27 protein-coding genes, 5 tRNA genes and 1 pseudogene are annotated in these 25,403 nt (G+C 71.1%); 6 read left to right on the top strand and 27 right to left on the bottom strand.

Going from position 1 to position 25,403, the window contains the following annotated elements:
• Positions 1–70 precede the first annotated feature (70 nt).
• Positions 71–490, top strand: coding sequence for a winged helix-turn-helix transcriptional regulator (locus ACFTXQ_RS15965; protein WP_382640988.1), 420 nt, complete (start codon positions 71–73; stop codon positions 488–490).
• Here ACFTXQ_RS15965 and mutM read toward each other — a convergent pair.
• The 9 genes from mutM to ACFTXQ_RS15920 form a co-directional block, all read right to left on the bottom strand.
• Positions 463–1,332 (bottom strand): bifunctional DNA-formamidopyrimidine glycosylase/DNA-(apurinic or apyrimidinic site) lyase, encoded by an 870-nt coding sequence (gene mutM / locus ACFTXQ_RS15960; protein ID WP_382640986.1) that lies wholly within the window; start codon positions 1,330–1,332, stop codon positions 463–465. The two genes, ACFTXQ_RS15965 and mutM, sit on opposite strands and share 28 nt — an antisense overlap.
• Positions 1,333–1,416: 84 nt before the next feature.
• On the bottom strand, positions 1,417–2,238 hold the full coding sequence (gene rnc / locus ACFTXQ_RS15955; protein WP_382640983.1) for a ribonuclease III: 822 nt from the start codon (positions 2,236–2,238) through the stop codon (positions 1,417–1,419).
• Positions 2,239–2,257: 19 nt separating this feature from the next.
• Complete coding sequence (gene rpmF / locus ACFTXQ_RS15950) at positions 2,258–2,431, bottom strand: 50S ribosomal protein L32 (protein ID WP_003965982.1); 174 nt, start codon at positions 2,429–2,431, stop codon at positions 2,258–2,260.
• Positions 2,432–2,433: 2 nt separating this feature from the next.
• Entirely contained in the window at positions 2,434–3,144 is a 711-nt protein-coding gene (locus ACFTXQ_RS15945) for a YceD family protein (protein WP_382640980.1), read from the bottom strand.
• Positions 3,145–3,213: 69 nt separating this feature from the next.
• On the bottom strand, positions 3,214–4,308 hold the full coding sequence (locus tag ACFTXQ_RS15940) for a cell division initiation protein (protein ID WP_382640978.1): 1,095 nt from the start codon (positions 4,306–4,308) through the stop codon (positions 3,214–3,216).
• A gap of 103 nt (positions 4,309–4,411) precedes the next feature.
• Complete coding sequence (gene coaD / locus ACFTXQ_RS15935) at positions 4,412–4,891, bottom strand: pantetheine-phosphate adenylyltransferase (RefSeq protein WP_382641023.1); 480 nt, start codon at positions 4,889–4,891, stop codon at positions 4,412–4,414.
• 14 nt (positions 4,892–4,905) lie between these two features.
• Positions 4,906–5,484, bottom strand: coding sequence for a 16S rRNA (guanine(966)-N(2))-methyltransferase RsmD (gene rsmD, locus ACFTXQ_RS15930; RefSeq protein WP_382640975.1), 579 nt, complete (start codon positions 5,482–5,484; stop codon positions 4,906–4,908).
• 73 nt (positions 5,485–5,557) lie between these two features.
• Positions 5,558–7,765 carry an ATP-dependent DNA helicase RecG gene (gene recG / locus ACFTXQ_RS15925; protein ID WP_382640972.1) on the bottom strand — a complete coding sequence of 736 codons (2,208 nt, stop codon included), beginning with the start codon at positions 7,763–7,765 and terminating at the stop codon, positions 5,558–5,560.
• A gap of 35 nt (positions 7,766–7,800) precedes the next feature.
• On the bottom strand, positions 7,801–9,456 hold the full coding sequence (locus tag ACFTXQ_RS15920) for a DAK2 domain-containing protein (protein WP_382640969.1): 1,656 nt from the start codon (positions 9,454–9,456) through the stop codon (positions 7,801–7,803).
• A gap of 240 nt (positions 9,457–9,696) precedes the next feature.
• Between ACFTXQ_RS15920 and rpmB the strand changes: the two genes are divergently transcribed.
• A complete protein-coding gene (rpmB, locus tag ACFTXQ_RS15915; RefSeq protein ID WP_007266795.1) occupies positions 9,697–9,882 on the top strand; it encodes a 50S ribosomal protein L28 in 186 nt (61 codons plus the stop codon).
• Positions 9,883–9,967: 85 nt separating this feature from the next.
• Here the strand turns inward: rpmB and thiD are convergent, their stop codons facing one another.
• Positions 9,968–10,768 carry a bifunctional hydroxymethylpyrimidine kinase/phosphomethylpyrimidine kinase gene (gene thiD / locus ACFTXQ_RS15910; protein WP_382640965.1) on the bottom strand — a complete coding sequence of 267 codons (801 nt, stop codon included), beginning with the start codon at positions 10,766–10,768 and terminating at the stop codon, positions 9,968–9,970.
• Complete coding sequence (locus ACFTXQ_RS15905) at positions 10,765–11,748, bottom strand: thiamine-phosphate kinase (RefSeq protein WP_382640962.1); 984 nt, start codon at positions 11,746–11,748, stop codon at positions 10,765–10,767. Before ACFTXQ_RS15905 ends, thiD begins: the two co-directional genes overlap by 4 nt.
• Before the next feature lie 245 nt (positions 11,749–11,993).
• On the opposite strand from ACFTXQ_RS15905, the gene ACFTXQ_RS15900 reads away from it, so the two are divergent.
• Positions 11,994–12,227 carry an Lrp/AsnC family transcriptional regulator gene (locus ACFTXQ_RS15900; RefSeq protein WP_030028650.1) on the top strand — a complete coding sequence of 78 codons (234 nt, stop codon included), beginning with the start codon at positions 11,994–11,996 and terminating at the stop codon, positions 12,225–12,227.
• Between the two features lie 23 nt (positions 12,228–12,250).
• Positions 12,251–12,751 (top strand): DUF3515 family protein, encoded by a 501-nt coding sequence (locus tag ACFTXQ_RS15895; protein ID WP_382640959.1) that lies wholly within the window; start codon positions 12,251–12,253, stop codon positions 12,749–12,751.
• A gap of 89 nt (positions 12,752–12,840) precedes the next feature.
• Here ACFTXQ_RS15895 and ACFTXQ_RS15890 read toward each other — a convergent pair whose 3' ends face one another.
• Genes ACFTXQ_RS15890 through ACFTXQ_RS15880 form a run of 3 tightly spaced genes read right to left on the bottom strand, consistent with a single transcriptional unit; the run spans position 12,841 to position 15,797 of the window.
• Positions 12,841–13,998 (bottom strand): D-alanine--D-alanine ligase family protein, encoded by a 1,158-nt coding sequence (locus ACFTXQ_RS15890; protein ID WP_382640957.1) that lies wholly within the window; start codon positions 13,996–13,998, stop codon positions 12,841–12,843.
• 39 nt (positions 13,999–14,037) lie between these two features.
• Positions 14,038–15,048, bottom strand: a complete 1,011-nt coding sequence (locus ACFTXQ_RS15885; RefSeq protein ID WP_382640955.1) for an NAD(P)H-dependent glycerol-3-phosphate dehydrogenase — start codon at positions 15,046–15,048, stop codon at positions 14,038–14,040.
• Positions 15,045–15,797 (bottom strand): lysophospholipid acyltransferase family protein, encoded by a 753-nt coding sequence (locus ACFTXQ_RS15880; RefSeq protein ID WP_382640952.1) that lies wholly within the window; start codon positions 15,795–15,797, stop codon positions 15,045–15,047. The genes ACFTXQ_RS15885 and ACFTXQ_RS15880 overlap by 4 nt, the downstream gene beginning before the upstream one ends.
• 190 nt (positions 15,798–15,987) lie before the next feature.
• Here ACFTXQ_RS15880 and cofC point away from each other — a divergent pair.
• A pseudogene (gene cofC, locus ACFTXQ_RS15875) lies at positions 15,988–16,641 on the top strand (2-phospho-L-lactate guanylyltransferase); the annotation flags it as partial.
• Positions 16,642–16,959: 318 nt separating this feature from the next.
• Here cofC and ACFTXQ_RS15870 read toward each other — a convergent pair.
• From ACFTXQ_RS15870 to leuC, 4 genes are all read right to left on the bottom strand, one after another.
• The gene (locus ACFTXQ_RS15870; RefSeq protein WP_382640949.1) at positions 16,960–17,634 is read right to left on the bottom strand and encodes an HU family DNA-binding protein; all 675 of its coding nucleotides are present in this window, start codon (positions 17,632–17,634) and stop codon (positions 16,960–16,962) included.
• A gap of 145 nt (positions 17,635–17,779) precedes the next feature.
• The gene (locus ACFTXQ_RS15865; protein WP_030009267.1) at positions 17,780–18,007 is read right to left on the bottom strand and encodes a hypothetical protein; all 228 of its coding nucleotides are present in this window, start codon (positions 18,005–18,007) and stop codon (positions 17,780–17,782) included.
• 137 nt (positions 18,008–18,144) lie between these two features.
• Complete coding sequence (gene leuD / locus ACFTXQ_RS15860; RefSeq protein ID WP_382640946.1) at positions 18,145–18,738, bottom strand: 3-isopropylmalate dehydratase small subunit; 594 nt, start codon at positions 18,736–18,738, stop codon at positions 18,145–18,147.
• 5 nt (positions 18,739–18,743) lie between these two features.
• Positions 18,744–20,168, bottom strand: coding sequence for a 3-isopropylmalate dehydratase large subunit (leuC, locus tag ACFTXQ_RS15855; protein ID WP_382640943.1), 1,425 nt, complete (start codon positions 20,166–20,168; stop codon positions 18,744–18,746).
• Between the two features lie 119 nt (positions 20,169–20,287).
• On the opposite strand from leuC, the gene ndgR reads away from it, so the two are divergent.
• Positions 20,288–21,004 carry an IclR family transcriptional regulator NdgR gene (gene ndgR / locus ACFTXQ_RS15850; RefSeq protein ID WP_007266782.1) on the top strand — a complete coding sequence of 239 codons (717 nt, stop codon included), beginning with the start codon at positions 20,288–20,290 and terminating at the stop codon, positions 21,002–21,004.
• A 178-nt stretch (positions 21,005–21,182) separates the two neighbouring features.
• On the opposite strand, the gene ACFTXQ_RS15845 is transcribed toward ndgR, so the two are convergent.
• The 9 genes from ACFTXQ_RS15845 to ACFTXQ_RS15805 all read right to left on the bottom strand — a co-directional run bounded on the left by ACFTXQ_RS15845 (position 21,183) and on the right by ACFTXQ_RS15805 (position 25,170).
• Positions 21,183–21,255 (bottom strand) — tRNA-Glu (locus ACFTXQ_RS15845).
• Positions 21,256–21,282: 27 nt separating this feature from the next.
• Positions 21,283–21,354: transfer RNA gene (locus tag ACFTXQ_RS15840), tRNA-Gln, on the bottom strand.
• 22 nt (positions 21,355–21,376) lie between these two features.
• Positions 21,377–21,449, bottom strand: a tRNA-Glu gene (locus ACFTXQ_RS15835).
• Between the two features lie 61 nt (positions 21,450–21,510).
• A tRNA-Glu gene (locus ACFTXQ_RS15830) sits at positions 21,511–21,583 on the bottom strand.
• Between the two features lie 27 nt (positions 21,584–21,610).
• A tRNA-Gln gene (locus tag ACFTXQ_RS15825) sits at positions 21,611–21,682 on the bottom strand.
• An 86-nt stretch (positions 21,683–21,768) separates the two neighbouring features.
• Positions 21,769–22,497, bottom strand: a complete 729-nt coding sequence (locus ACFTXQ_RS15820; RefSeq protein WP_382640941.1) for an HAD family hydrolase — start codon at positions 22,495–22,497, stop codon at positions 21,769–21,771.
• Positions 22,498–22,625: 128 nt separating this feature from the next.
• Entirely contained in the window at positions 22,626–24,101 is a 1,476-nt protein-coding gene (gene gltX / locus ACFTXQ_RS15815; protein WP_382640938.1) for a glutamate--tRNA ligase, read from the bottom strand.
• Positions 24,094–24,882, bottom strand: a complete 789-nt coding sequence (locus ACFTXQ_RS15810; RefSeq protein ID WP_382640935.1) for a fumarylacetoacetate hydrolase family protein — start codon at positions 24,880–24,882, stop codon at positions 24,094–24,096. Before ACFTXQ_RS15810 ends, gltX begins: the two co-directional genes overlap by 8 nt.
• A gap of 96 nt (positions 24,883–24,978) precedes the next feature.
• A complete protein-coding gene (locus ACFTXQ_RS15805) occupies positions 24,979–25,170 on the bottom strand; it encodes a hypothetical protein (protein WP_382640932.1) in 192 nt (63 codons plus the stop codon).
• Positions 25,171–25,403: the final 233 nt, after the last annotated feature.

Genomic DNA, 25,403 nt, shown 5'->3' with positions numbered 1-25,403 from the left:
GAGAAGAAAAGCACTAACTTTTGGAAAGCGCAACCCCATGGTTAGCGCTGCACGGGGGTACGCTCTCTTCATGGAGACATCAGCCAGCTGTATCGAGGCCGCCGAGGCCGCCGCCGATCCGGACCTTCCCTTCGACGCCTTCGCGCGCGCCTGCCCCTCCCGGGAGACCCTGGAGCACGTCACCGGCCGCTGGGGCAGCCTCACCGTGGGCGCCCTGCGCGAGGGCCCGTGCCGCTTCAACGAGCTGCGCCGCCGGGTCGAGGGCGTGAGCGAGAAGATGCTCTCCCAGACCCTGCACGCGCTGGAGCGAGACGGCATCGTCAACCGCGAGGCGCAGCCCACCAACCCGCCCCGCGTCGACTACGAACTGACCCCGCTCGGCGTCGAGGTCGCGGACCGGCTGCTCTCGCTGATCCACTTCCTCGAGGGCAGCATGCCCGCGGTGCTGACCGCCCGGGAGTCCTACGACGAGACGCGCGGCGGCCGCTGACAGCGCGGGCAGAAGTAGCTCGACCTGTTCATCCACGGGCGGCGGCGCATCGGCGTACCGCAGCGCCGGCAGGGCTCGTCCTCCCGCCCGTAGGCGTCGAGCGAGCGGTCGAAGTAGCCGGACTCGCCGTTCACGTTGACGTAGAGACTGTCGAAGCTGGTGCCGCCGACGGCGAGGGCCGCGTTCATGACATCCCGGACATGGCCGAGGAGTTCCACGCTCCGGGGGCGCGTCAGCGTGGCGGTGGGGCGCTCGTAGTGCAGCCTGGCGCGCCACAGCGCCTCGTCCGCGTAGATGTTTCCGACCCCGCTGATCAGCGACTGGTCCAGCAGCGCCCGCTTGACGGTGGTCCGCTTGGCACGCAGCGCGAGGTGGTAGGCCCCCTCGTCGAACAGCGGGTCCAGGGGGTCCCGCGCGATGTGCGCGATGACGTCGGGCAGCCCGTCCGTGCTGTCGGGGACCGTTTCGTGCAACGAGAGCCCGCCGAAGGTCCGCTGGTCCACGAAGCGCAGTTCCGTCCCGGTGCCGTCGTCGAAGCGCACGCGGATCCGCAGGTGCTTCTCGTCCGGCGCGTCCTCGGGCTGCACGAGCAGCTGCCCGCTCATCCCCAGATGCCCCAGCACGGACAGGTCGCGTCCCTCCAGCGGCAGCCACAGGTACTTCCCGCGCCGCCGCGGCACCCCGATGGTCTGCCCGCCGAGCCGAGCCGCGAAGTCGGCCGCGCCGCCCGGGTGGCGCCGTACGGCCCGCGGGTGCAGGACCTCGACGGATTCGACGGTCCGCCCGGCCACCCAGCGCTCCAGGCCCCGCCGCACCACTTCGACTTCGGGCAGCTCTGGCACGTGTTCCTCCGGGACGGGACGTGGGCGCGAACAGGAAAACCCCGCCGCACCGAGGTGCGACGGGGTCACTGTAAAAGAAAGCGGTCAGGCGTCCTGCGTCGGGTCGGCGGGCTTCGGCGCCCCGCCGTCCTCGGCCGGAGCGGCGGCGGAAAGGGCCTCTGCCGCGATCCGCTCGTCCGCCGCGGTACGGATACCGCGCCAGGCGGATTCCGCCGCCTGCTGTTCCGCTTCCTTCTTGCTGCGGCCGGTGCCGGTGCCGTACGAGACACCACCGACGCGGGCGGCAGCGGTGAAGGTCTTCTCGTGGTCCGGGCCGGTCTCCGTGACCAGGTATTCCGGTACGCCAAGACCTTCGGCCGCCGTGAGCTCCTGGAGACTGGTCTTCCAGTCCAGGCCGGCCCCGAGGTTCGAGGACTTCTCGATGAGCGGGTCGAAGAGCCGGTGGACCAGCTCCGAGGCCGCGTCGAGGCCCTGGTCGAGGTAGACCGCGCCGATCACCGCTTCGAGCGTGTCGGCGAGGATGGAGGCCTTGTCCCGGCCGCCCGTGCCCTCTTCGCCCCGGCCGAGCCGGATGAAGGAGCCGAGGTCGAGGCCGCGCCCGACCTCCGCAAGTGCGCGCGAGTTGACCACCGCGGCCCGGAGCTTGGCCAGCTGGCCCTCGGGGAGATCGGGGTGGGTCGTGTACAGCGTGTCGGTGACCACCAGCCCCAGCACGGAGTCCCCGAGGAACTCCAGCCGCTCGTTGGTGGGCAGACCGCCGTTCTCGTACGCGTACGAGCGGTGGGTCAGAGCACGCACCAGAAGGGCGGACTCGAGTCGATACCCGAGCCGCCCTTCCAGAAGCGTGTGGGACGAGGCCGCGTTGTTACTGTCTGCCTGCTTCTCAGCGTTGGACAGCTCAGACATTGCGCCTCTCACCAGCCGCTCAGACCTCGAGGACCTGGCGCTTGTTGTAGGTGCCGCAGCTCGGGCACGCAATGTGCTGGAGCTTCGGCTCCTGGCAACGCTCACACGAAACCAGGGTGGGGACCGCAGCCTTCCACTGCGACCGGCGGTGGCGCGTGTTGCTGCGCGACATCTTCCGCTTCGGAACAGCCACGGCTACTTCTCCTGCTTCTCGGCGGCGCTCTGAACGTCGTCAGATGCAGTGCCGCTCATATTGTCCTTCTCGTCGTCCTGATCGGTCACGACGAGTTCCTGCAATGCCGCCCAACGGATGTCGACGGCGTCGTGGTGGTGCTCCGGGTCGTCGTTCAGGCTGAGCCCGCAATCGGGGCACAGTCCGAGACAGTCCTCCCGGCACACCGGCTGCATCGGCAGTGCGAGCACCACCGCGTCACGCAGCACGGGTTCGAGGTCGAACAAGCCGTCCTCGAGGAAGAGCATGTCCTCGTCGTCCTCGGCGTCGTCGGCCGGCTCCGCCTTTGCGCGGCCCCGGTCGTCGGCGTCAGGGTACGAGAACATCTCCTGGAAGTCCGCCTTGAGCTCGCGCTCGACGGCCTCCAGACACCTTACGCACTCCCCTACGGCCGATGCACGGGCGGTGCCTGTGACAAGCACCCCTTCCATGACCGACTCGAGGCGGAGGTCGAGCTTCACCGGGGCGCCTTCCGGCACTCCGATGACACCGGCGAGACCGAGGTCCGCCGGCGCCGCGATCTCACGGGACAGCCGCTGCATGGCACCAGGACGCCGACCCAGCTCGTGCGTGTCGAACACGAGGGGGTTGCGGTGGTCGAGGCGGGTGTTCAGGGCCGTTCCTGCTTTCAGAGATCGCTGAAGATCAAAAATTCCACCACTTAAGGGCAGCATGGATCGCGGTGCATACGCGCGACCGAAGAGCCAGGATACCCGGCACCCCGCCCTGAGCCCAATCCGGCCCTAGCGCCCCTGTTCGTACTGGCGCAGCTGGTCCAGATTGATCATGCTCGTGTCGAAGAAGCTGGTCTCGTCGAGCCCGGCCTGCGACGCCTGCTGGGCCTGCTGGGCCTGGTAGCCGGCGTACGGGTCGGGCTGCTGCTGGGCCTGGTGGTAGCCGGCGTATGGATCGGGCTGCTGCCCGGCGTAGGGCGCCTCGTAGGCCACGCCCGCGCCGTCGGTCCCGGTGTAGGGGTCCGGGTAGGCGTAGGCGTCCTGCTGCCCGGCGTAGGAGCCCGCGTAAGCCGCACCGGCGTCGGCGCCCTGACCGGAGTACATGTCGTACACGGGTTCCGCCTGCGCCGGGATCTGCGCGGCCGCCGGGGCGGCCGGCTCGGCCAGGCCCGCCAGGAAGTCCGCGTCGCTCGCGGAACGGGAGGGCTGCCCGCCCGCCGCGTCCTGGGCGGCCATGTGCGCGCCGAGGTCGTCCGTGGGCACCCGGCCCAGCAGCTTCTGCCGGCCGCGCCCGACGGCCTCCAGGGTCTTGGAGAGCACCGCCTCGAAGGTCGCCAGCTTGGTGTCCACGTACGCGTCCGCCTGCCGGCGCTGCGTCTCGGGGTCGTGGCTGCGCTCGGGCGCCTCCGCATCCGCGTAGCCGTGCTCGTCCAGCCCGGGCCCGCGGCCGAGCAGCTTCTCGCGGCCCCGGTCCACCGAACCGATGGTCTTGGTGAGCACGACCTCGAAGTTCGCGAGCTTGCTGTCGACGTAGTCGTCGGCCTCGGCGCGGATCTCCTCCGCCTCCCGGCGGGCCTCCTCCAGGATCCGGTCCGCCTCGGCCTGGGAGCGCCGCGCGATCTCGGTGTCGGAGATGAGCGAACCGCGCTGGTTGTGGGCGGACTCGATGATCCGCTCCGCCTCGCGACGGGCCTCCTCGACCATCTGCTCCCGGCCGCCGATGAGCTCCTGGGCCTGCGCGAGGGAGCCGGGGAGCGCCTGGCGCACCTCTTCGAGCTGCGCGAGCAGCTCGGCGCGGTTGATCACGCAGGAGGCCGACATGGGCATGGACCGGGCGCCGCCGACGGCCGCGACGATCTCGTCGAGCTTCTTCTGCACGTCCATGGGGGCTCGCACTCTCTCGGCCTCGGGCGGTTCCCGAGTCGGACGGGACGACTGTAAGGCCAGCGGACGGGCCCCCGACACCGACTGACGGCCCGTCAGGGCGTCAGCGGTTGCGCAGCCGCTCGATCAGCGCCGCGTGCACGTGCGCCGGGAGCAGGTGGGCGACGTCTCCGCCCCAGGCCGCGACCTCCTTGACCAGCGAGGAGGACAGGAAGCTGTAGGTGGGGTTGGTGGGCACGAACAGCGTTTCGACGCCCGAGAGGCCCATGTTCATCTGGGCCATCTGGAGCTCGTAGTCGAAGTCGCTGACGGCGCGCAGGCCCTTGACGATGGCCGGGATGTCCCGCTGCTTGCAGAAGTCGACGAGCAGCCCGTGGAAGGACTCGACCTCGACGTTCCCGTAGTCGGCCGTCGCCTCGCGGATCAGCTCGATCCGCTCCTCGACGGTGAACAGCCCCTGCTTGGACTGGTTGATCATCACGGCGACGTGCACGACGTCGTAGAGCCTGGAGGCGCGTCCGATGATGTCGAGGTGTCCGTTGGTGATGGGATCGAAGGATCCCGGACAGACGGCGCGGCGCACGTGAGCTCCCTCGTTCATGAGTCTTCGCTGGTGAAGGCGGCGCGACCGTACCAAAGTGTGCCCTCGCCGTACTTCCGGGACCGGAGCGGCTCGAACCCGTCGGGCCACGGGAAGGCGCCGCTCCTGGTGCTGCGCTCCACGGTGACGAGCGCATCGTCCGTGAGCCAGCCATTGGACCGGAGTGTGAGGAGGATCTCGCGAAGATCGTCGTGGTCGACGGCGTACGGGGGGTCCAGGAAGACGATGTCGTACGGGTCCCCGCCCGCGGCGCCGGCGATGACCTGCTCGGCCTTGCCGGAGCGGAATTCGGCGCCGGGCAGGCCCACCGCCTTGATGTTGTCGCGGATCGACTTGGCGGCCTTGGGGTCGGTCTCGACGAGCAGGGTGTGCGCCGCGCCGCGCGAGAGGGATTCCAGCCCGACGGCGCCGGAGCCCGCGTAGAGGTCGAGGACCCGGGCCCCTTCCACTCCGTGCAGGGAGTCCCAGGTGGAGAAGAGGCCTTCGCGCATCCGGTCCGAGGTCGGCCGGGTGCCGGTGCCGGGGGGCACGGCCAGCCGTCGCCCGCCGGCGCTGCCGGCGATCACGCGGGTCATCTGGGGTCCTTCGGTACGGCGGTCGGTGGGTGCCGCGGCGGTGCCGCGGCACTCCAACGATAGGTCGTGCCGCTCAGCCCTTCTCCAGGTACTGCTCGCGCTCGGCGTCCAGCAGGGCGTCCAGGGCCGTCCGCAGGCCCGGCAGCCGCTCCAGGTCGGGATCCTCGGCGACGACGCGGGTGGCCTCCTCCCGGGCCTGGGCGATGACCTCCTCGTCCTCGATGACGGCGAGCATCCGCAGGGAGGAGCGGACACCGGACTGGGCCTGGCCCAGCACGTCGCCCTCGCGGCGCTGCTCCAGATCGATCCGGGAGAGTTCGAAGCCGTCGAGGGTGGCGGCGACGGCGGCGAGTCGGGCGCGCGCCGGGCTGGCCTCGTGCATCTCGCTGACCAGCAGGCACAGGCCGGGCGCGGAGCCGCGGCCCACGCGGCCGCGGAGCTGGTGGAGCTGGGAGACGCCGAACCGGTCCGCATCCATGATCACCATGACGGTGGAGTTGGGGACGTTCACCCCGACCTCGATGACCGTGGTGGCGACCAGCACCTTCACCTCGCCGGCGGCGAAGCGGCGCATGACGTCGTCCTTGTCGGCGGGGTCCATCCGCCCGTGCAGCACCTCGACGCCCATCCCGGCGAGCGGGCCGCGCGTGAGCTGCTCGGCGATCTCCAGCACGGCGAGCGGCGGCCGCTTCTCCGCCTCGTCCTCGGCGGAGGCCTTCTTCTTCTTGGGGTCGTCCTCCCCGTCGCCGATGCGCGGGCAGACCACATACGCCTGGTGGCCGTTCTCCACCTCCTCGCGGACCCGCTCCCAGGCCCGGGTGAGGAAGTGCGGCTTGTCCTTGGCGGGCACCACATGGGTGGCGATCGGCGAGCGCCCGGCGGGCAGCTGGTCGAGGACGGAGGTCTCCAGGTCGCCGAAGACGGTCATCGCGACGGTGCGCGGGATCGGGGTCGCGGTCATGACCAGCAGGTGCGGCGGCTGCTTCCCCTTCGAGCGGAGCGCGTCGCGCTGTTCGACGCCGAAGCGGTGCTGTTCGTCGACGACGACCAGGCCGAGGTCGTGGAACTGCACCTTGTCCTCGATCAGCGCGTGCGTCCCGATGACGATCCCGGCTTCCCCGGTGACCAGGTCGAGCAGCGCCTGCCGCCGCGCGGGCATCCCCATCGACCCGGTCAGCAGCACCACCTTGGTGCCCTGGTCGGAGCCGCCGAGCATGCCGCCCTCGGCCAGCTCGCCCATCATCTCGGTGATGGACCGGTGGTGCTGCTGCGCGAGCACCTCGGTGGGCGCGAGCATCGCGGCCTGCCCGCCGGAGTCGACGACGGCGAGCATGGCCCGCAGCGCCACCAGCGTCTTGCCGCTGCCGACCTCGCCCTGGAGGAGGCGGTGCATGGGGTGGCTGGTGGCCAGGTCGTCGAAGATCTCCTTCGAGACGCCTCGCTGGCCCTCGGTGAGCGTGAAGGGGAGCTTGGCGTCGAAGGCGTCGAGCATGCCGCCGGGGGTCGGGCGGCGGGGCACGGCCGGGAGCTGGGAGTCGGCGTGGCGGCGGCGGGCCAGGGCGACCTGGAGGACGAAGGCCTCGTCCCACTTGAGGCGTTGGCGGGCGTCCTCGATGTCGGCCTTGGTGGCCGGCCGGTGGATCTTCAGCAGGGCCTCGGTGAGCGGGACCAGCCCGCGGCCCTCGCGCAGGGCGGGCGGCAGCGGGTCCACGGCCTCCTGGGCGCTGGGCAGCACCGCGTCCACGCATTTGGCGATCTTCCAGGACTCCAGCTTCGCGCAGGCCGGGTAGATCGGGATGAGCTGGTTGGCGAAGGCGGTGGCGGCCTCCTGGTCGGAGGCGTCGGCGCCGAGCGGCTCGTACGCGGGGTGCGCGAGCTGGAGCTTGTGGTTGAACTTCGAGACCTTGCCGGCGAACATCGCGCGGCTGCCGGGCAGCAGCTCCTTGTGGGGCTTGTGGACGCCGGCGCCGAAGAAGACGAGCTGGAGCCGGCCGCTGCCGTCGGTGATCGTCACTTCGAGGCGTTTGCCGCGGCCCCCGTTGAAGGTCAGGATGCGGGCGTCGGCGACCTGCGCGACGACGGTCACGTGCTCGTCGATCTGGTCGGCGAGCTCGGCCAGCGAGGTCAGCTCACCGCGCTCGGCGTACCGCCGGGGGTAGTGGTGGAGCAGGTCGAGGGCCGTGTGCAGGCCGAGCTGCTCGGCCAGCACCTTGGCGGTGGCGGGGCCGAGCGTCTTCTTGAGGTCTTCGTCGAGCGCGGGCACGTGTTCATTGCACACCATGCCGCTGACAAGCGGGGCCTTCGACCCCGGCTTCCCTACTCGACTCCGATGAGGAGCGGCGCCGAGTAGCGGCCGCCCCGGTAGGTGACGGTGTCGACGGCCAGGTGCCCGTGCTGGACGTACGCCTCCAGGCGCTCGGCGAGGGCGTCCGGCACCTCGGGGCCCAGGACGAGGGTGACGAGTTCGCCGCCGGAGCCCAGCATCCGCTCCAGGACGGCCTCGGCGGTCTCGGTGAGGCCCGAGCCGATGACTGCGACGTCCCCGTCGATGAGCCCGAGCACGTCGCCCGCCTGGCAGATGCCCGCCGAGGTGAAGGACTGCCGTTCGGCGACGGCCAGCTCCCCGTAGCGGGTGGCGCCGGCCGCGGCCGTCATGGCGACCACGTCCTCGTCGAAGCTGCCCTCCGGGTCGTGCACGGCGAGCGCGGCCAGGCCCTGGACCGCCGACCGGGTGGGGATCACGGCCACCCGTACGCCGTCGGCGCGGGCCTGTTCGGCCGCCGCGGCCGCGGTCGCGCGCAGTTCGGCGCCGCCGGGCAGGAGCACCACCTCGCGGGCGTGCGCGCGCCGGATCGCGTCGACCAGTGCGGAGACGGCCGGGACCTCTCCGGGGGGCGCGAGCACGGTCGTCGCGCCCGCCTCCCCGCACAGCCCGGCCAGCCCCTCGCCGGGGACGACCGCGACGACGGCCCGCTGGACGCGCTCGCCGCGCGCCCGGCGCCGCTCGTCGCCGAAGTGCGTGATGCGTATCCGGTACGGCCGTCCGGCCACGACCCCCGCCTCCACGGCCGCGCCGGGGTCGTCGACGTGGACGTGGACGTTCCACAGCCCCTCGCCGCCGACCACGACCAGGGAGTCGCCGAGCCCGTCGAGCCGCGCGCGCAGCTCCCCGACCGCCGCGTCGGAGGCCTCCAGCAGGTACACCACCTCGTACGCCGGCCCGTCCTCCGCCTGCTCGCACGGGTCCGGGGAGCGCGGTACGGACACGGCCCGGCCGGGCACCGGCTCGGCGTCCGGCTCCTCCCCGGAGAGCGCCTGCCACAGGGCCCCGAGTACGGCGACCAGCCCGCAGCCCCCGGCGTCGACCACCCCGGCCCGGCCCAGTGCGGCCAGCTGCCCCGGGGTCTCGGCCAGGGCGCCGCGGGCCGCCTCGTAGGCGGCCCGGGCCACGTCGGCGGCGCTCCCGGCGGCCTCCTGCGCCGCCTCCGCGGCCCGGGCGGCCGCGGCGGCGACGGTGAGCATGGTGCCCTCCACCGGGTGCGCGACGGCCTGGTACGCCTCCTGCGCGGCCCGGGTCAGCGCCTGGGCCAGCAGCCGGCCGGGCCCGCGCTCCCCGGGCTCCTCGCCGAGTACGTCGGCCACGCCGCGCAGCAGCTGGGCCAGGATCGTGCCGGAGTTGCCCCGGGCCCCTACGAGGGCGCCGTGCGCGAGGGCCCGTACGGCCTGGGCCAGGGAGGCCGCCGGTGTGGCGTCCGTCATGCCGGGGGCGGGCTTCGCGAAGACCTCGGCGAGGGCGCGGTCGGCCGCCTCGGCGGTGAGCCAGAGGTTGGTGCCGGTGTCCGCGTCGGCCACCGGGTAGACGTTGATCGCGTCGATGTCCTCGCGGGCCCGGCCCAGTGCGGCCACGGCCAGCGAGCTCCAGGTGCGCACCGCTTCGGCGTCGAGGGTGTGCGGCGCAGGCTCGTACGGCACCGGGCGTTCCTCCTTGTGCGGGCCGGGGTTCACCGCAGGGTAACCAAGGACTGCCCGGACGTCCGGACCGCGGGGCGGGGGCTGCGGCGGTCATGGTAGTTTTCTTGGACGGACGCAGTCGTTGTATGCTGCTCCGGTTGCCCGATGAGAGTCGGGCCATTCCCCGGCAAACCACTTCAGATCTCTGATTCCGGTGCGCCGGTTTCACTGTAATTGCATCTGAAGTCTTTGGAGTGACCTGTGGCTGCCAACTGCGACGTTTGCGCCAAGGGGCCGAGCTTCGGCAACAACATCTCCCACTCGCACCGCCGCACCTCGCGTCGCTGGAACCCGAACATCCAGCGCGTCCGTGCCGTGGTCAATGGGACGCCGAAGCGCCTCAACGCCTGCACCTCGTGCATCAAGGCCGGCAAGGTCTCGCGCTGACGCCACGTCGTAGCGCAGCCCTTCCGGTTGCCAAGAAGGCCGGTTCACCCCCTGGTGAACCGGCCTTTTGCCTTTCCTGACGATCTCAGCGCCACTGCCAGGCGTGATCCACCGGGCCGATGCCCGCGCCGAGCGGGAAGCCGGCGGCGATGGCGCCCGTGACGTACGCCTTGGCGGCCGTGACCGCTTCCGGGACGGCCAGGCCCTTGGCCAGGCCCGCCGCGATCGCGCTGGCGAGGGTGCAGCCCGTGCCGTGGGTGTGCCGGTTGTCGTGGCGGGGGGCCCGCAGCCACCGCTCCTCGGTTCCGTCGGTCAGCAGGTCGGCGGCCTCGTCCCCGTGCGCCGCCAGGTGGCCGCCCTTGATGAGCGCCCAGGCGGGCCCGAACCCGAGGATCGCGTCGGCGGCCCGCCGCATGTCGTCCTCGGTCCGCACCTGTACGCCGGTGAGCTGCGCCACCTCGTCCAGGTTGGGCGTGGCCACCGTGGCCCGCGGCAGCAGCTGCTTGCGTACGGCGTCCAGTGCCGAGGCGGCGAGCAGCGCGTCCCCGTGCTTGGAGACGCCGACGGGGTCCACGACGGCGGGGGCGGGTGTGCCGGCGAGGAGTTCGGCCACCGTCTCCACGAGCACGGCGGAGGACAGCATCCCGGTCTTCACGGCCTGGACGCCGATGTCGTCCACGACGGCCCGGTACTGGGCCGTGACGGCCTCGGCGGGCAGCTCCCAGGCTCCGCGCACCCCGAGGGAGTTCTGCGCGGTCACGGCGGTCACCACGCTCATCCCGTGCACGCCGAGCGCGAGCATGGTCTTGAGGTCGGCCTGGATGCCCGCGCCGCCGCCGGAGTCGGATCCGGCGACGGTCAGGCAGAGCGGCGGGGCGCCGGTCACGGTGCGCCGTCCTCGGCGGCCGGGTCGGCCCCGAAGTGGTCCCATCCGCCGGTGCTGGTCCAGGGTGCACCGTCCACGGTCACCTGGGGCAGGGCGGAGCGGTTGAGGACCTCGCCGATGACCTTCCAGCGGGCGGGGAGCTTCACGTCGGGCGGGAAGGTGGCGACGATGGCGTGGTCCTCTCCCCCGGTGAGCACCCACTGGAGCGGGTCGACGCCCACGGCCTGCCCGATGTCGTGCATCTGGGTCGGGATGTCGACGGACGCCGAGCGCAGGTCGATCCGTACCTTGCTGGCCTCGGCGATGTGCCCGAGGTCGGCGATCAGGCCGTCGCTGACGTCGGTCATGGCGGTGGCGCCGAGCCCCGCGGCGGCGGGGCCCGCGTGGTACGGCGGCTCGGGGCGCCGGTGCGCCTCCACGAACGCCCGCGGGGAGCGGAAGCCGCGCGAGAGCACGGCGAATCCTGCGGCCGACCAGCCGAGCCAGCCGGTGACGGCCACGACGTCGCCGGGCTGGGCGCCGGAGCGCAGCACGGGCTCGTGGTTGCGCAGGTCGCCGAGGGCGGTGATGGCCACGGTGATGGTGTCGCCGCGGACGACGTCCCCGCCGACGACGGCCGCGCCGGCGACCTGGCACTCGTCGCGGATGCCGTCCATCAGTTCGGTGGGCCAGGTGACCGGCAGTTCCGCCGGGACGACCAGGCCGAGCAGCAGTGCGGTCGGCACCGCGCCCATGGCGGCGATGTCCGCGAGGTTCTGCGCGGCGGCCTTGCGGCCGACGTCGTAGGCCGTGGACCAGTCGCGCCTGAAGTGCCGGCCCTCCAGCAGGATGTCCGTGCTCGCCACGACCCTGCGGTCGGGGGCGGACACCACCGCGGCGTCGTCGCCGGGTCCGAGCCGGACCGCCGGCGTGGTGGTGAGCCGTGAGGTGAGCTCCCGAATGAGCCCGAACTCCCCCAGCTCGCCCACAGTGCCCTTCATCGCTGTGCCCCTTCTTGCCCAGTCCGCTTGCGGTCGCGAGCCGTCACAGCTCTGGGTACCGTCAACAGATACGTCAACTTCTGCTCTCCGTACGCCCCGCTGTGCGTGGCGCCGGGCTCGCGGGTCTCCCCGCGGCGCACGGCGACGCGGTACCGTGGCGTCCCTTCTTCCCCCGGCCCTTGTGATCGTGTGGGGCCCACCCGAAGGTTAGGGGAAATGATCCTCGTGGCCGCCCTGGAGGTTCCGTGGTACAGGCGTACATCCTTATCCAGACCGAAGTGGGCAAGGCGTCGTTCGTCGCCGAGTCCATCGGCCAGATCCCGGGGGTGATCCAGGCCGAGGACGTGACGGGCCCGTACGACGTGATCGTGCGCGCCCAGGCCGACACCGTGGACGAGCTCGGCCGCATGGTCGTGGCCAAGGTCCAGCAGGTGGAGGGGATCACCCGCACCCTGACCTGCCCGGTGGTCCATCTGTAGCCCCCGTCTACTCTTGGCCGGTGATGTCCCTCCACCGCCGGCCCGTCCGTTTCCTGGCCCTGCCCGCCGTCTCGGCCCTGCTGGCCCTGGCGGGCTGCGCCCCGGGCGAATCCGGGGCCCGGGTCGACCCGCCGCCCACGCCGCCCGCCGACGTCGCGGGGTTCTGTGCCGCGCTGCACAGGGAACTCCCGGCGAAGGTGGCCGGCCTGGCGCGGACCGGGACCGCACCGGAGTCCGATCTGACGGCCGCGTGGGGCGGCTCGGCGATCGTACTGCGGTGCGGTATCCGCAAACCCCCCGCGATGGCCGATCCGAAGCAGGAGGGCGTCCACGTCAACGGGGTGGCCTGGCTGCTGGAGGAGCTCCCCGACAGCGCGGGCGGCGGGTTCCGGTTCACCACCGGGATGCGGCTGGCGTACACGGAGGTCCTGGTCGACAAGGAGCATGCCACGGATGCGGGGATGCTGGTCGGCCTGTCCACGGCCGTCGCCGCGACCGTGCCCGAGGGCATCTCCTCCTACTGAGCAGTTCCGGCGGACGCACCGCCGCCCGTCGGCCATGCCTTTCAGGGCGGGCCGGCGGGCGGTCGGCTGTACGGGGAGGCCCCGGGCCGCTAGCGCAGCCCGGTGGAGCGGCGCAGGGCGGCCTGGATCAGGCGGTCCACCAGCTCCTGGTACTCGATGCCCGACTCCTGCCACATCCGCGGGTACATGGAGATCGGCGTGAAGCCCGGCATCGTGTTGATCTCGTTGATGACGAAGGTGCCGTCCTCGGTGAGGAAGAAGTCGGCGCGCACCAGGCCCTCGCAGGACGCGGCCTCGAAGGCCTCGATCGCGAGCCGCTGGACCTCGGCGGTCTGCTCCGGGGTGAGCGGGGCGGGCACGATCCCGGAGGCGGAGTCGATGTACTTCGCCTCGAAGTCGTAGAAGTCGTGGCTGGAGACCGGCGGGATCTCGGCGGGCACGCTGGCGCGCGGGCCGTCCTCGAACTCCAGGACGCCGCATTCGATCTCGCGGCCGCGCAGCAGCGCCTCCACGATGATCTTCGGGTCGTGGCGGCGGGCCTCGCGGATCGCCGCGTCCAGGCCGGAGGCGTCGTCGACCTTGGTGATGCCGATGGAGGAGCCGGCCCGGGCGGGCTTGATGAACAGCGGCCAGCCGTGCTCGGCGGCGAAGTCCAGGATCTTCGCCTCGGCGGCGTCCCGGTCGGCTTCCCACTCGCGGGGGCGGATGGTCACGTACGGGCCGACGCGCAGCCCGAAGGAGGTGAACACCCGCTTCATGTAGTCCTTGTCCTGGCCGACAGCGGAGGCGAGGACGCCGGAGCCGACGTACGGGATGCCGGAGAGCTCCAGGAGGCCCTGGAGGGTGCCGTCCTCGCCGTACGGGCCGTGCAGCACGGGGAAGACGACGTCGACCTCGCCCAGGGCCTTGGGGACGGCACCCGGCTCGGTGTAGACGACCTCGCGGCGGGCGGGGTCGACCGAGAGCACGACGGCGCCGTCCTCGGACTCGGCGAGCTCCTCGACGTTCGGGAGCCTGCGGTCGGCGATGGCCATCCGCGACGGCTCGTCGGCCGTCAGCGCCCACCGGCCGTCCGTGGTGATGCCGATGGGCAGCACCTCGTACTTGGAGCGGTCGATGGAGCGCAGGACCGCGCCCGCCGTGACGACCGAGATGGCGTGTTCCGAGCTGCGGCCGCCGAACACGACGGCCACGCGGGGCTTGCGGCCCTGCTGCTCAGGGGTCTGGGGGAGGTTCTCGCTGCTCATATCGCCACGAGGGTACCCGCTCATGCGTCCGGAAAGGTGTCAGCGACGTTCCGGTTTGGCGCTGCGGCCCATCAGTTCCTTGAGCGCGACCAGGGTCGGCTTGCCGTGGTGGACGATGTCCACGACCGTGTCGGTGATCGGCATGTCCACCCCGTGGCGGCGTGCCAGATCGGCCACGGACTGGCAGGACTTGACGCCTTCGGCGGTCTGCCTGGTGACCGCGATGGTCTCCTCCAGGGTCATCCCGCGGCCGAGGTTGGTGCCGAAGGTGTGGTTCCGGGAGAGCGGCGAGGAGCAGGTGGCGACCAGGTCGCCGAGGCCCGCGAGGCCGGAGAAGGTGAGCGGGTCGGCGCCCATCGCCACGCCCAGGCGGGTCGCTTCGGCCAGTCCGCGGGTGATGAGCGAGCCCTTGGTGTTGTCGCCGAGTCCCATGCCGTCCGCGATGCCGACGGCGAGGCCGATGACGTTCTTGACGGCGCCGCCGAGCTCGCAGCCGATGACGTCGGTGCTCGTGTACGGGCGGAAGTACGGGGTGTGGCAGGCGGCCTGGAGGCGCTGGGCCACGGCCTCGTCCACGCAGGCGACGACGGAGGCGGCGGGCTGCCGGGCGGCGATCTCGGCGGCCAGGTTGGGTCCGGTGACGACGGCGATGCGCTCGGCGGGGACCTTGGCGACCTCCTCGATGACCTCGCTCATCCGCTTGGCGGTGCCGAGTTCGATGCCCTTCATGAGGGAGACGAGCACGGTGTCGGGGGCGAGCAGCGGCGCCCAGGCGGCGAGGTTGCCGCGCAGGGTCTGGGAGGGGACGGCGAGGACGGTGAAGTCGGCGCCCGCGGCGGCCTCGGCCGGGTCGGTGGTGGCGCGCAGGGTCGCCGGCAGTTCGACGTCGGGGAAGTAGTCGGGGTTGGTCCGGCCGGTGTTGATGGCGTCGACCACTTCCCGGCGGCGGCCCCACAGGGTCACCTCGCAGCCGGCGTCGGCGAGGACGATGGCGAAGGCCGTGCCCCACGAGCCGGTTCCGAAGACGGTCGCCTTCACGGGACGTGTCACTTCTTGCCCTCCCCCGCGGCCTTGCGCCGCTGTTCCGCCCTGGCCCTGCGATGGTCGTACGGCTGCTCGGGCGCGCTCTCCCCCCGTACTTCCTCCAGCAGCCTGGTGATGGCCGCCATGATGACCTCGGTGACCTCCTTGAGCACGTCCGGGGTGGGTTCCCGGTCGTAGTACGCGGAGAGGTCGACGGGCGGTCCCGCGAGCACCTGGAGGGTCTTGCGCGGGAAGAGCTTGACCTTGTCCTGCTTGGCGTAGGGGGGCATCGCGAGGTTCGCGCCCCACTGCGCCACGGGAATGACGGGGGCCTTGGTGATCAGCGCGACGCGGGCGGCGCCGGTCTTGCCGGCCATCGGCCACATGTCGGGGTCACGGGTGAGGGTGCCCTCCGGGTAGAACGCCACGCATTCGCCGCGTTCGATCGCGTCGACCGCGGCCCGGAACGCGTCGAGGGCGTTCGTGCTCTCCCGGTAGACCGGGATCTGCCCGGAACCGCGCAGGATCGCGCCGACGACGGGCACCTTGAAGAGGGCGGCCTTCGCGAGCAGTCGGGGCACCCGGCCGGTGTTGTACTGGAAGTGCGCGTAGGACAGCGGGTCCAGATACGAGTTGTGGTTGACGGCGGTGATAAAGCCGCCCTCGGCCGGAATGTGCTCCATTCCCCGCCAGTCCCGCTTGAAGAGCACTACCAGCGGCGGTTTTGCGATGACCGCCGCCAGGCGGTACCAGAAGCCGATTCTGCGGCGGGACACTCGGACACCTTCCTCTAGGACCGGTGCGCGGCTGTGGCACCTCGTCGGCCGGACAAGTGTCGCCCCAGGCCCGGTCTCTGTCGAGAACACCGTACGCCCCGCTCAGGGCACCGGACCCCCGGGTTGCCCGGGCGGAGGTGACAATGGGCCGACACATGACCCGGTCATGACCCGGCCATGGTCCGTGAATGTGCCGGAGCGCACCGGAGGGAAGGGGTCCGTCACGAACGCCGTCTGGAGTCTGGTGGTCCCGCTGAAGCCTCTGGCGAAGGCCAAGAGCCGTCTGGCGGCGGCCGTGGGCGCCTCCCGCCCGGGGCTCGCCCTCGCGTTCGCCCAGGACACCGTGGCGGGGGCGCTGGCCTGCGCGGCGGTCGCGGATGTGGTGGTCGTCACGGACGACCCGCGGGCCGGTGCGGAACTGGCCCGGCTGGGCGCGCGGATCGTGCCGGACGCCCCGGGGTCGGGGCTCAACGCGGCGCTGGCCCACGGGGCGCGGGCGGTGCGGGCGGGGCGGCCGGGGGCGGGCGTGGCGGCGATGAACGCGGATCTGCCGGCGCTGCGGCCGCCCGAATTGCTACGCGTGCTCGAAACCGCATCCGCATTTCCGCGGGCATTTCTGGCGGATGCCGCCGGAATCGGGACGACCTTGCTTTCCGCGGCTCCGGAGGTGGAATTGGCACCCGCGTTCGGCGGCCCCTCTCGCGCCCGGCATTCCGCGTCGGGCGCGGTGGAAATCGCCCTGGCGGACGTCGACAGCGTGCGCCGGGACGTGGACACGGCCGAGGACCTGCGGACGGCCCTCGCCCTCGGTGTGGGGCGCCACACGGCCCGATACAGTGCCGGTATGCAGGCGACCGCGTACACGTACGACTCCCAGACCCGCAGCGGCAGTGTGCTGCTGGACGACGGCACCCCGGTGCCCTTCGAGGCCCCGGCCTTCGACGCGGGGGGTCTGCGACTGCTGCGGCCCGGGCAGCGGGTCCGCATCGAGACGGACGGCTCGGGCCCGGACCTGCGGATCACCCTGGTCACGCTGCAGACCTTCTGACCGCCGCGGGCGCACACCTGCGCACCCGCACATCTGCACACACCTGCGAAAACGCACCGCGGGCCGGCTTCCCCCACGGAGGGGAAACCGGCCCGGCGTGTGTGACTCGTGCCCCTACTTCTTGCGGGCGGTGGTCTTCTTCGCGGTGGCCTTGCGCGTCGCCGTCTTCTTGGCGGGCGCCTTCGTCGCTGCGGTGGCCTTCTTGGCCGCCGGAGCGGTCTTCTTCGCGGTGGCGGTGGTCTTCTTGGCCGTCGCCGTGGCCTTCTTGGCGGTGGTCGCCTTCTTCGCCGCGGCCGTGGTCTTCTTCGTGGCGGCCGTGCTCTTGACCGCCGCCTTCTTCGCGACCGCGGTCTTCTTGACCGCGGCCTTCTTTGCGACCGTGGTCTTTGCCGCCGCCTTCTTGGCGGTGGTGGCCTTCTTCGCGGCGGCCTTCTTGACCGTCGCGGTGGCGCCGCCGGTGAGGCTGCCCTTGGGGGCCTTCTTCACCGAGACCTCGCCGCCCTTGGGGAGCTTCTTGGTGCCGCTGACCAGGTCCTTGAACCCCTGGCCCGCACGGAAGCGGGGCACCGAGGTCTTCTTGACCCGGACGCGCTCTCCGGTCTGCGGGTTGCGGGCGTAACGGGCCGGCCGGTCGACCTTCTCGAACGAGCCGAAGCCCGTGACCGAGACCCGGTCGCCCGCGACGGTAGCGCGGACGATCGCGTCCAGTACCGCGTCGACAGCGTCCGCGGCCTGCTGGCGGCCGCCCAGCTTGTCGGCAATCGCTTCTACGAGCTGCGCCTTGTTCAACGTCTTCCCCTTCGGAGACTTCGCCAGAACGAATGTGTTCAAGCTTATTTCGCACGTTAGGCGGATATATACCGCAAATCAAACACGAAACGGGCTAATCACCCTAGTGCCGCAACGCCGGAGGCCGTTACGGAGTTCCTTCGCATCAGTCGCCTTCAGGGAATCGACCCTCGTCGAGGTCCTTCATCAACCTGTCCAGGCGCCTTGCCGCATCGGCGAGATCGTGCTTCGCCGCGGCCGTGACGACCAACAGCTTCCGGGACAGCGCCATCCTTACGCCCTCCGGGACTTGCAGTGAGCGCACCCGTGTGTGTGCTTCTTTCAACCGGTCCGCGACGAGTTCGTAGAGCTCGAGTTGACTGTCGCGTTCCATGCACAGATTGTGCCATCTGGGGCGAGTTGTCGCCTCACGGGGCCTCAACAAACGCCTGTGCCCCCCGCCGGAAGGCGGGGGGCACAGTGTTGTCGCGGTGATCACCCAAGGGCGAATAAGCCCTGATCAGGCCGGAATCAGGCCTGAATCGTGCGCGGCTTGAAGGCCGGCCGGGCGCTTTCGTACGTGGCGATGTCCGCTTCGTTCTGAAGGGTGAGCGAGATGTCGTCCAGACCCTCCAGCAGACGCCAGCGGGCGTTGTCGTCGAGCTCGAACTCCGCCTCGACGCCTTCCGCTCGCACCTGGCGGGCGACCAGGTCGACCGTGATCTCGGCGGTCGGGTCGGCCTCGGTCAGCTCCCACAGCCGGTCGACGGTCTCCTGCGGCAGGACGACGGTCAGCAGGCCGTTCTTCAGCGAGTTCCCGCGGAAGATGTCGGCGAAGCGGGAGGAGATGACCGTCTTGAAGCCGAAGTTCTGCAGGGCCCAGACGGCGTGCTCGCGCGAGGAACCGGTGCCGAAGTCGGGACCGGCGACCAGCACGGTCGCCCCGGCGCGCTCCGGACGGTTGGTGACGAACTCCGGGTCCTTGCGCCAGGCCTCGAAGAGCCCGTCCTCGAATCCGTCGCGGGTGATCTTCTTCAGCCAGTGGGCCGGGATGATCTGGTCGGTGTCGACGTTGCTGCGACGCAGCGGTACGGCCCGGCCGGTGTGGGTGGTGAAGGCTTCCATGTTTCTCAGACTCCGGCGGTCGCGTTGGCGTCGGACAGGTCGGCGGGCGAGGCCAGATGGCCCAGCACCGCGGTGGCCGCGGCCACCTGCGGGGAGACCAGGTGGGTGCGCCCGCCCTTGCCCTGCCGGCCCTCGAAGTTGCGGTTGGAGGTGGACGCGGAGCGCTCACCGGGGGCCAGTTGGTCGGGGTTCATGCCCAGGCACATCGAACAGCCCGCGTGCCGCCACTCGGCGCCGGCCTCCTTGAAGACCTTGTCCAGGCCCTCTTCCACGGCCTGGAGGGCGACCCGGACCGAGCCGGGGACGACCAGCATCCGTACGCCGTCGGCGACTTTGCGGCCACCGATGATCCCGGCGACGGCGCGCAGGTCCTCGATGCGGCCGTTGGTGCAGGAACCTACGAAGACGGTGTCGACCTTGATCTCGCGCAGCGGCTGTCCGGCGGTCAACCCCATGTATTCCAGGGCCTTTTCGGCGGCCAGGCGCTCCGAAGCGTCCTCGTACGAAGCCGGGTCGGGGACGTTGGCCGACAGCGGCGCGCCCTGGCCCGGGTTGGTGCCCCAGGTGACGAACGGGGACAGCGAGGCGCCGTCGATGACGACCTCGGCGTCGAAGACCGCGTCCTCGTCGGTGCGCAGGGTCTTCCAGTACGCGACCGCCGCGTCCCAGTCCTCGCCCTGCGGGGCGTGGTCGCGGCCCTCCAGGTAGTCGAAGGTGGTCTGGTCGGGGGCGATCATGCCAGCGCGGGCGCCGGCCTCGATCGACATGTTGCAGATGGTCATGCGGGCTTCCATCGACAGCTTCTCGATGGCCTCGCCGCGGTACTCCAGGATGTAGCCCTGGCCGCCGCCGGTGCCGATCTTGGCGATGATCGCCAGGATCAGGTCCTTGGCGGTGACGCCCTCGGCCAGCTCGCCCGTGACCGTGATCGCCATGGTCTTGGGGCGGGCCAGCGGCAGGGTCTGGGTGGCCAGCACGTGCTCGACCTGGCTGGTGCCGATGCCGAAGGCCAGCGCGCCGAAGGCGCCGTGCGTGGAGGTGTGGGAGTCGCCGCAGACCACCGTGGTGCCGGGCTGGGTCAGACCCAGCTGCGGTCCCACGACGTGGACGACGCCCTGCTCGACGTCACCCAGCGAGTGCAGGCGAACACCGAACTCGGCGCAGTTCTTGCGCAGCGTCTCCAGCTGGGCCCGGGAGACCGGGTCCGCGATCGGCTTGTCGATGTCGAGAGTGGGGGTGTTGTGGTCCTCGGTCGCGATGGTGAGGTCGAGGCGTCGGACCTTGCGGCCGGCCTGGCGCAGACCCTCGAAGGCCTGCGGGCTGGTCACCTCGTGCAGCAGGTGCAGATCAATGAAGAGGAGGTCGGGCTCGCCTTCGGCGCGCCGGACGACATGGTCGTCCCAGACCTTCTCCGCGAGTGTCCTACCCATCGCTTTCCCTCCGGCTCACCGTCCCGGGCCCAGTGGTTCGTGGACCCGTACATACAGACTCGCTGCTTCTTGGAAAAATTGAACTTGCGTTTCACAGTGTGAGACGTGAATATCGTTTCATGGACAACTCTAGCGGCGTCGGCGTTCTCGACAAGGCAGCTCTGGTACTGAGCGCACTGGAGTCCGGTCCGGCCACCCTCGCCGGGCTGGTCGCGGCGACAGGGCTCGCACGACCCACGGCACATCGCCTTGCCGTGGCACTGGAACACCACCGGATGGTGGCGAGGGACATGCAGGGCCGGTTCATCCTCGGTCCGCGGCTGGCGGAGCTCGCCGCCGCGGCCGGCGAGGACCGTCTGCTGGCCACGGCTGGACCTGTACTCACCCACCTCCGGGACGTGACGGGGGAGAGCGCGCAGCTCTACCGCCGTCAGGGAGACATGCGCATCTGCGTGGCGGCCGCGGAACGGCTCTCGGGCCTGCGCGACACCGTCCCGGTGGGCTCCACGCTCCCCATGAAGGCGGGCTCGGCCGCGCAGATCCTGATGGCCTGGGAGGAGCCCGAGCGGCTCCACCGCGGCCTCCAGGGCGCGCGCTTCACGGCGACGGCGCTCTCGGGCGTACGGCGCCGCGGCTGGGCGCAGTCGATCGGCGAGCGGGAGCCCGGCGTGGCCTCCGTCTCGGCGCCCGTGCGCGGGCCGTCGAACCGCGTGGTGGCCTCCGTGTCGGTCTCCGGGCCGATCGAGCGGCTGACCCGCCACCCGGGCCGGATGCACGCGCAGGCCGTCATAGACGCGGCCGCCCGGCTCACGGAGGCCCTGCGCCGCTCCGGCTGACCTCCACTCCCCCTGTCACTCCCCCGGGCCCGGGGGCGCGTACGACGCCGCACACGTCCGAACACGCGCCTCCGGGCCCGGACTTGTCCCTGCGCGACCCCGAGTCGCCGAGTCGCCCCGAGGGCGGGAACGACGAAGGAGGCCCTCCGCGATGAACGCGGAGGGCCTCTTCGATGCGTACCCCCGACCGGATTCGAACCGGCGCTACCGCCTTGAGAGGGCGGCGTGCTAGGCCGCTACACAACGGGGGCGTGCCTTGCAGCTTTCACTGCACTGCGCTGGGCTACCAGGACTCGAACCTAGAACAAAGGAACCAGAAACCTTCGTGTTGCCAATTACACCATAGCCCAAAGTGGTCTATACCAGACCCAGTACCCCCGACCGGATTCGAACCGGCGCTACCGCCTTGAGAGGGCGGCGTGCTAGGCCGCTACACAACGGGGGCCCTAGCGATCCTGCATCAAGACGTACGGGAGCTACCCAGGACACCTCACGGGAAGGATCTGTACCCCCGACCGGATTCGAACCGGCGCTACCGCCTTGAGAGGGCGGCGTGCTAGGCCGCTACACAACGGGGGCAAAGCACTGCGTTACTGCTGCACTGCGCTGGGGTACCAGGACTCGAACCTAGAATAAGGGAACCAGAAACCCTCGTGTTGCCAATTACACTATACCCCACCGAAAGTCAAGCCCTTGTCGGGATTTTCTTTCGAGTGGCGCCTCCGTCCGGCCTTTCGGCCCGCTCCGGCGGCGCAGAAAGAACATTACCGGATGCCTGACCGTGCTCCAAAACGGGTATCCCCTGCCAGGAGCTCCGGGAGCCGTTCGAGGCCGGCGATCCGGTGCACGCCTTCGGGCCCGGCCCCGCGCCGGCCGTCGCGGTCGAGCCAGACGGCCACCAGCCCGGCGTCACGGGCCCCTCGTGCGTCGATCTCCGGCTGGTCCCCCACGTACGCGACGTCGCCCGGCGGCAGCCCCATCGCGTCGCACGCGGCGAGGAAGGCGCCGGCCGCCGGCTTGCTGACGCCGAGCTCGACGGCGCAGACCAGCACCTCGAACCGGTCGCGCAGGCCGAGCCGGCGCAGCTTGGGGTCCTGGTTGACGGTGGAGGAGTTGGAGAGCACCCCGTGCCGGTAGCCCTCCGCGAGGGCGTCGAGGGCGGGCACCACGTCGGGGAAGAGCGTCCACTCGGCCGTGTAGTGCTCGATGTACCGGTCGAGCCAGGCGTCGGCCTCTTCCGCGGTCATCCCGGGCTTCCCGAGGAACTCCCGCACCCGGTCCCGGCGCTGCCCCTGGAAGGTCCCCTCGCCGGCCGCGAAGCGCGCCCAGTGCCGGTCGGTGATCTCCCGCCACAGCGCCAGCGCCTGCTCGGCGGTCCCGTACCGCTCCGCCAGCCGCTCGGCCTCCAGGTGCCGGGCGAGCCCGGCGGCATCGGCCCCGGTGTAGTCGAACAGGGTGTCGTCGATGTCCCACAGCACGGCGCGGATCGGCATACGGCCGAGCCTACGCCGGGCCCGACGTGCACGGAGGCGTTTCCGGATCTTCGGGGGAACGCCTCAGGGGGCGGCGGCCGGGGGACCGGCTGCCGCCCCCTGAGGGTGCGTACGGGTGCGGGTGCGCGTTACGCGGCGAGCCTGGCCAGGGCCGCGTCGATGCGGGACAGCGAGCGCTCCTTGCCCAGGATCTCCAGGGACTCGAAGAGCGGGAGGCCGACCGTGCGGCCGGTGACGGCCACGCGGACCGGGGCCTGGGCCTTGCCGAGCTTGAGGCCGTGGGCCTCGCCGGCGGTCAGGACGGCCTGCTTGAGGGACTCCGGGTCCGACCAGTCGGCGGCGGCCAGGTTCTCGCGCGCCGTGGTCAGGAGGGCCGCCGGCTCGCCCTTCATGGCCTTGTCCCACGAGGCCTGGTCCTCGACCGGCTCCTTCAGGAACAGGAAGTCGACGTTGGCCGTGATGTCCGACAGGACCGTCACACGGGTCTGGGCGTACGGCGCGATGCGCGCCCAGGCCTCGGCGTCGAAGTCCTCGGGCGCCCAGTTGGCGTGCGGGGCCCGCAGCCACGGGGTGCAGGCGTCCGCGAAGGCCTTCGGGTCGAGGAGGCGGATGTGGTCGGCGTTGATCGCCTCCGCCTTCTTGAGGTCGAAGCGCGCCGGGTTCGCGTTCACGCCGTCGATGTCGAACTTCGACACCATCTCCTCGATGGAGAAGACGTCCTGGTCCTTGGAGAAGGACCAGCCGAGCAGCGAGAGGTAGTTCAGCAGGCCCTCGGGGAGGAAGCCGCGCTCGCGGTACAGGTTGAGCGAGGACTCCGGGTCGCGCTTGGAGAGCTTCTTGTTGCCCTCGCCCATCACGTACGGCAGGTGGCCGAACTGCGGGACGCCGGTGGCGATGCCGAGCTCCATCAGCGCCTTGTACAGGGCGATCTGGCGGGGGGTCGAGGAGAGCAGGTCCTCGCCGCGCAGGACGTGGGTGATCTCCATCAGCGCGTCGTCGACCGGGTTGACCAGCGTGTACAGCGGGGCGCCGTTGGCCCGCAGGATGCCGAAGTCCGGCACGTTGTCCGGGGTGAAGGTGAGCTCGCCGCGGACGAGGTCCGTGAAGGTGATGGGCTCGTCGGGCATCCGGAAGCGGACGATCGAGGTGCGGTGCTCGCCCTGGTACGCCTCCAGCTGCGCGGCGCTCAGCTCGCGGCAGTGGCCGTCGTAGCCGGACGGCTTGCCGGCGGCGCGGGCGGCGGCGCGGCGGGCGTCCAGCTCCTCGGTCGTGCAGTAGCAGTCGTACGCGTAGCCGCCGTCGCGCAGGCGCTGGGCGACGTCCGCGTAGATGTCCATGCGCTCGGACTGGCGGTACGGGGCGTGCGGGCCGCCCACCTCGGGACCCTCGTCCCAGGTGAAGCCGAGCCAGCGCAGCGAGTCGAGCAGCTGGTCGTACGACTCCTCGGAGTCGCGGGCCGCGTCGGTGTCCTCGATGCGGAAGACGAACGTACCGCCGTGGTGGCGGGCGAACGCCCAGTTGAAGAGGGCGGTCCGGACCAGGCCCACGTGGGGGTTGCCGGTCGGGGAGGGACAGAAACGTACGCGGACGTTCGCGTTAGCCACGCTTGATCACCTTGTTGGTGAGAGTGCCGATGCCTTCGATGGTGACGGCGACCTCGTCGCCGACGTTGAGGGGGCCGACTCCGGCCGGGGTCCCCGTGAGGATGACGTCGCCCGGGAGCAGCGTCATGGCCTCGGTGATGTGGACGACGAGGTCCTCGATGGAGCGGACCATGTCGCTGGTGCGGCCGAGCTGGCGCTGTTCGCCGTTGACGGTGCACTGGATGGTCAGGTCGCCCGGGTCGAGGTCGGTCTCGATCCAGGGGCCGAGCGGGCAGGAGCTGTCGAAGCCCTTGGCCCGGGCCCACTGCTTCTCGCGCTGCTGGACGTCGCGCGCGGTGACGTCGTTGGCGCAGGTGTAGCCGAGGATGACGTCCTTGACGCGCTCCCTGGGGACCTCGCGGCACAAGCGGCCGATGACCACGGCGAGCTCCGCCTCGTGGTGGAGGTCCTGGGAGAAGGAGGGGTACGTGATCGGGTCGCCCGGGCCGACCACCGAGGTGGAGGGCTTGAAGAAGGTGATCGGCGCGTCCGGGACCTCGTTGCCGAGCTCCGCCGCGTGCTCCGCGTAGTTGCGGCCGATGGCCACGACCTTGTTGGGGAGCACGGGCGGCAGCAGCCGGACCTTGCTCAGCGGGACCTTCGTACCGGAGAGCTCGAAGTCCGCGAACGGGATGCCCTTGATGATGTCGAGGACGAGCTCCCCCTCGGCGCCGGGGGCGGCGTCGCCCTCGACCGCGCCGAAGGCGACATTGCCGTCGATCGAGAACCTGGCGATGCGCACGTGTTGCGTCTGCCCCTCTTGTGTTCCGCTGGCTGGAGTCTGCGCCTCCAGGCTAACGCGGCGGGCAGCGGCGCTTCGCGTTCCGTTGGGGGGCGACTACTGCGCGGCGGCGGCGACCGGGGCGTCCATGAGGACGGTGCGGCGCGGGTTCGCGGTCTGGGTCGGCAGCTCGACGGCGTGCTCCGGGACGGCCGGGGCCGCCTGCAGCTCCTCGGCGTCCTTCAGGTGCGCGAGGGTGGTGCGGCGGGGGTTGGCTATGTTGCGGAACATCGGCGACGTCGTCTTCATCGGAGTTTTCGGGCCCTCGGCTCGGAGTGAATGTGTCGGTCGGTGCATGCGCCAACCCTTGAAGAGGCAAGGCTAAACATCTGAATCCCCCGCCGAACCAGGAAGTAATGGCCACGGCTATGTGAGTTTGCTCACCAGCGACCAGGCATTACCGGCATAATGGACAGTCAATTCGGCCCAGCAAAACGGACATTGCGCCACTGAATGCGTCATTCCGCTGCTGATCATCTCGA

Origin of the sequence: Streptomyces sp. NPDC057010 (assembly GCF_042673805.1) — a bacterium.
GTDB lineage: Bacteria > Actinomycetota > Actinomycetes > Streptomycetales > Streptomycetaceae > Streptomyces.
Note: the sequence above shows the minus strand (reverse complement) of the source record. Positions and strands in the feature narration are given on the sequence as shown.

Excerpts from the sequence above, each read along its gene's own strand:
- ACFTXQ_RS15945 (WP_382640980.1), bottom strand. The coding sequence starts at position 3,144 with ATGCTGCCCTTAAGTGGTGGAATTTTTGATCTTCAGCGATCTCTGAAA.
- ndgR (WP_007266782.1), top strand. The coding sequence starts at position 20,288 with ATGGACAACTCTAGCGGCGTCGGCGTTCTCGACAAGGCAGCTCTGGTA.
- ACFTXQ_RS15905 (WP_382640962.1), bottom strand. The coding sequence starts at position 11,748 with ATGAAGGGCACTGTGGGCGAGCTGGGGGAGTTCGGGCTCATTCGGGAG.
- ACFTXQ_RS15940 (WP_382640978.1), bottom strand. The coding sequence starts at position 4,308 with ATGGACGTGCAGAAGAAGCTCGACGAGATCGTCGCGGCCGTCGGCGGC.
- ACFTXQ_RS15965 (WP_382640988.1), top strand. The coding sequence starts at position 71 with ATGGAGACATCAGCCAGCTGTATCGAGGCCGCCGAGGCCGCCGCCGAT.
- ACFTXQ_RS15805 (WP_382640932.1), bottom strand. The coding sequence starts at position 25,170 with ATGAAGACGACGTCGCCGATGTTCCGCAACATAGCCAACCCCCGCCGC.
- ACFTXQ_RS15890 (WP_382640957.1), bottom strand. The coding sequence starts at position 13,998 with ATGAGCAGCGAGAACCTCCCCCAGACCCCTGAGCAGCAGGGCCGCAAG.
- ACFTXQ_RS15820 (WP_382640941.1), bottom strand. The coding sequence starts at position 22,497 with ATGCCGATCCGCGCCGTGCTGTGGGACATCGACGACACCCTGTTCGAC.
- recG (WP_382640972.1), bottom strand. The coding sequence starts at position 7,765 with ATGGTGTGCAATGAACACGTGCCCGCGCTCGACGAAGACCTCAAGAAG.
- ACFTXQ_RS15895 (WP_382640959.1), top strand. The coding sequence starts at position 12,251 with ATGTCCCTCCACCGCCGGCCCGTCCGTTTCCTGGCCCTGCCCGCCGTC.
- rsmD (WP_382640975.1), bottom strand. The coding sequence starts at position 5,484 with ATGACCCGCGTGATCGCCGGCAGCGCCGGCGGGCGACGGCTGGCCGTG.
- leuC (WP_382640943.1), bottom strand. The coding sequence starts at position 20,168 with ATGGGTAGGACACTCGCGGAGAAGGTCTGGGACGACCATGTCGTCCGG.
- rnc (WP_382640983.1), bottom strand. The coding sequence starts at position 2,238 with ATGTCTGAGCTGTCCAACGCTGAGAAGCAGGCAGACAGTAACAACGCG.
- ACFTXQ_RS15865 (WP_030009267.1), bottom strand. The coding sequence starts at position 18,007 with ATGGAACGCGACAGTCAACTCGAGCTCTACGAACTCGTCGCGGACCGG.
- leuD (WP_382640946.1), bottom strand. The coding sequence starts at position 18,738 with ATGGAAGCCTTCACCACCCACACCGGCCGGGCCGTACCGCTGCGTCGC.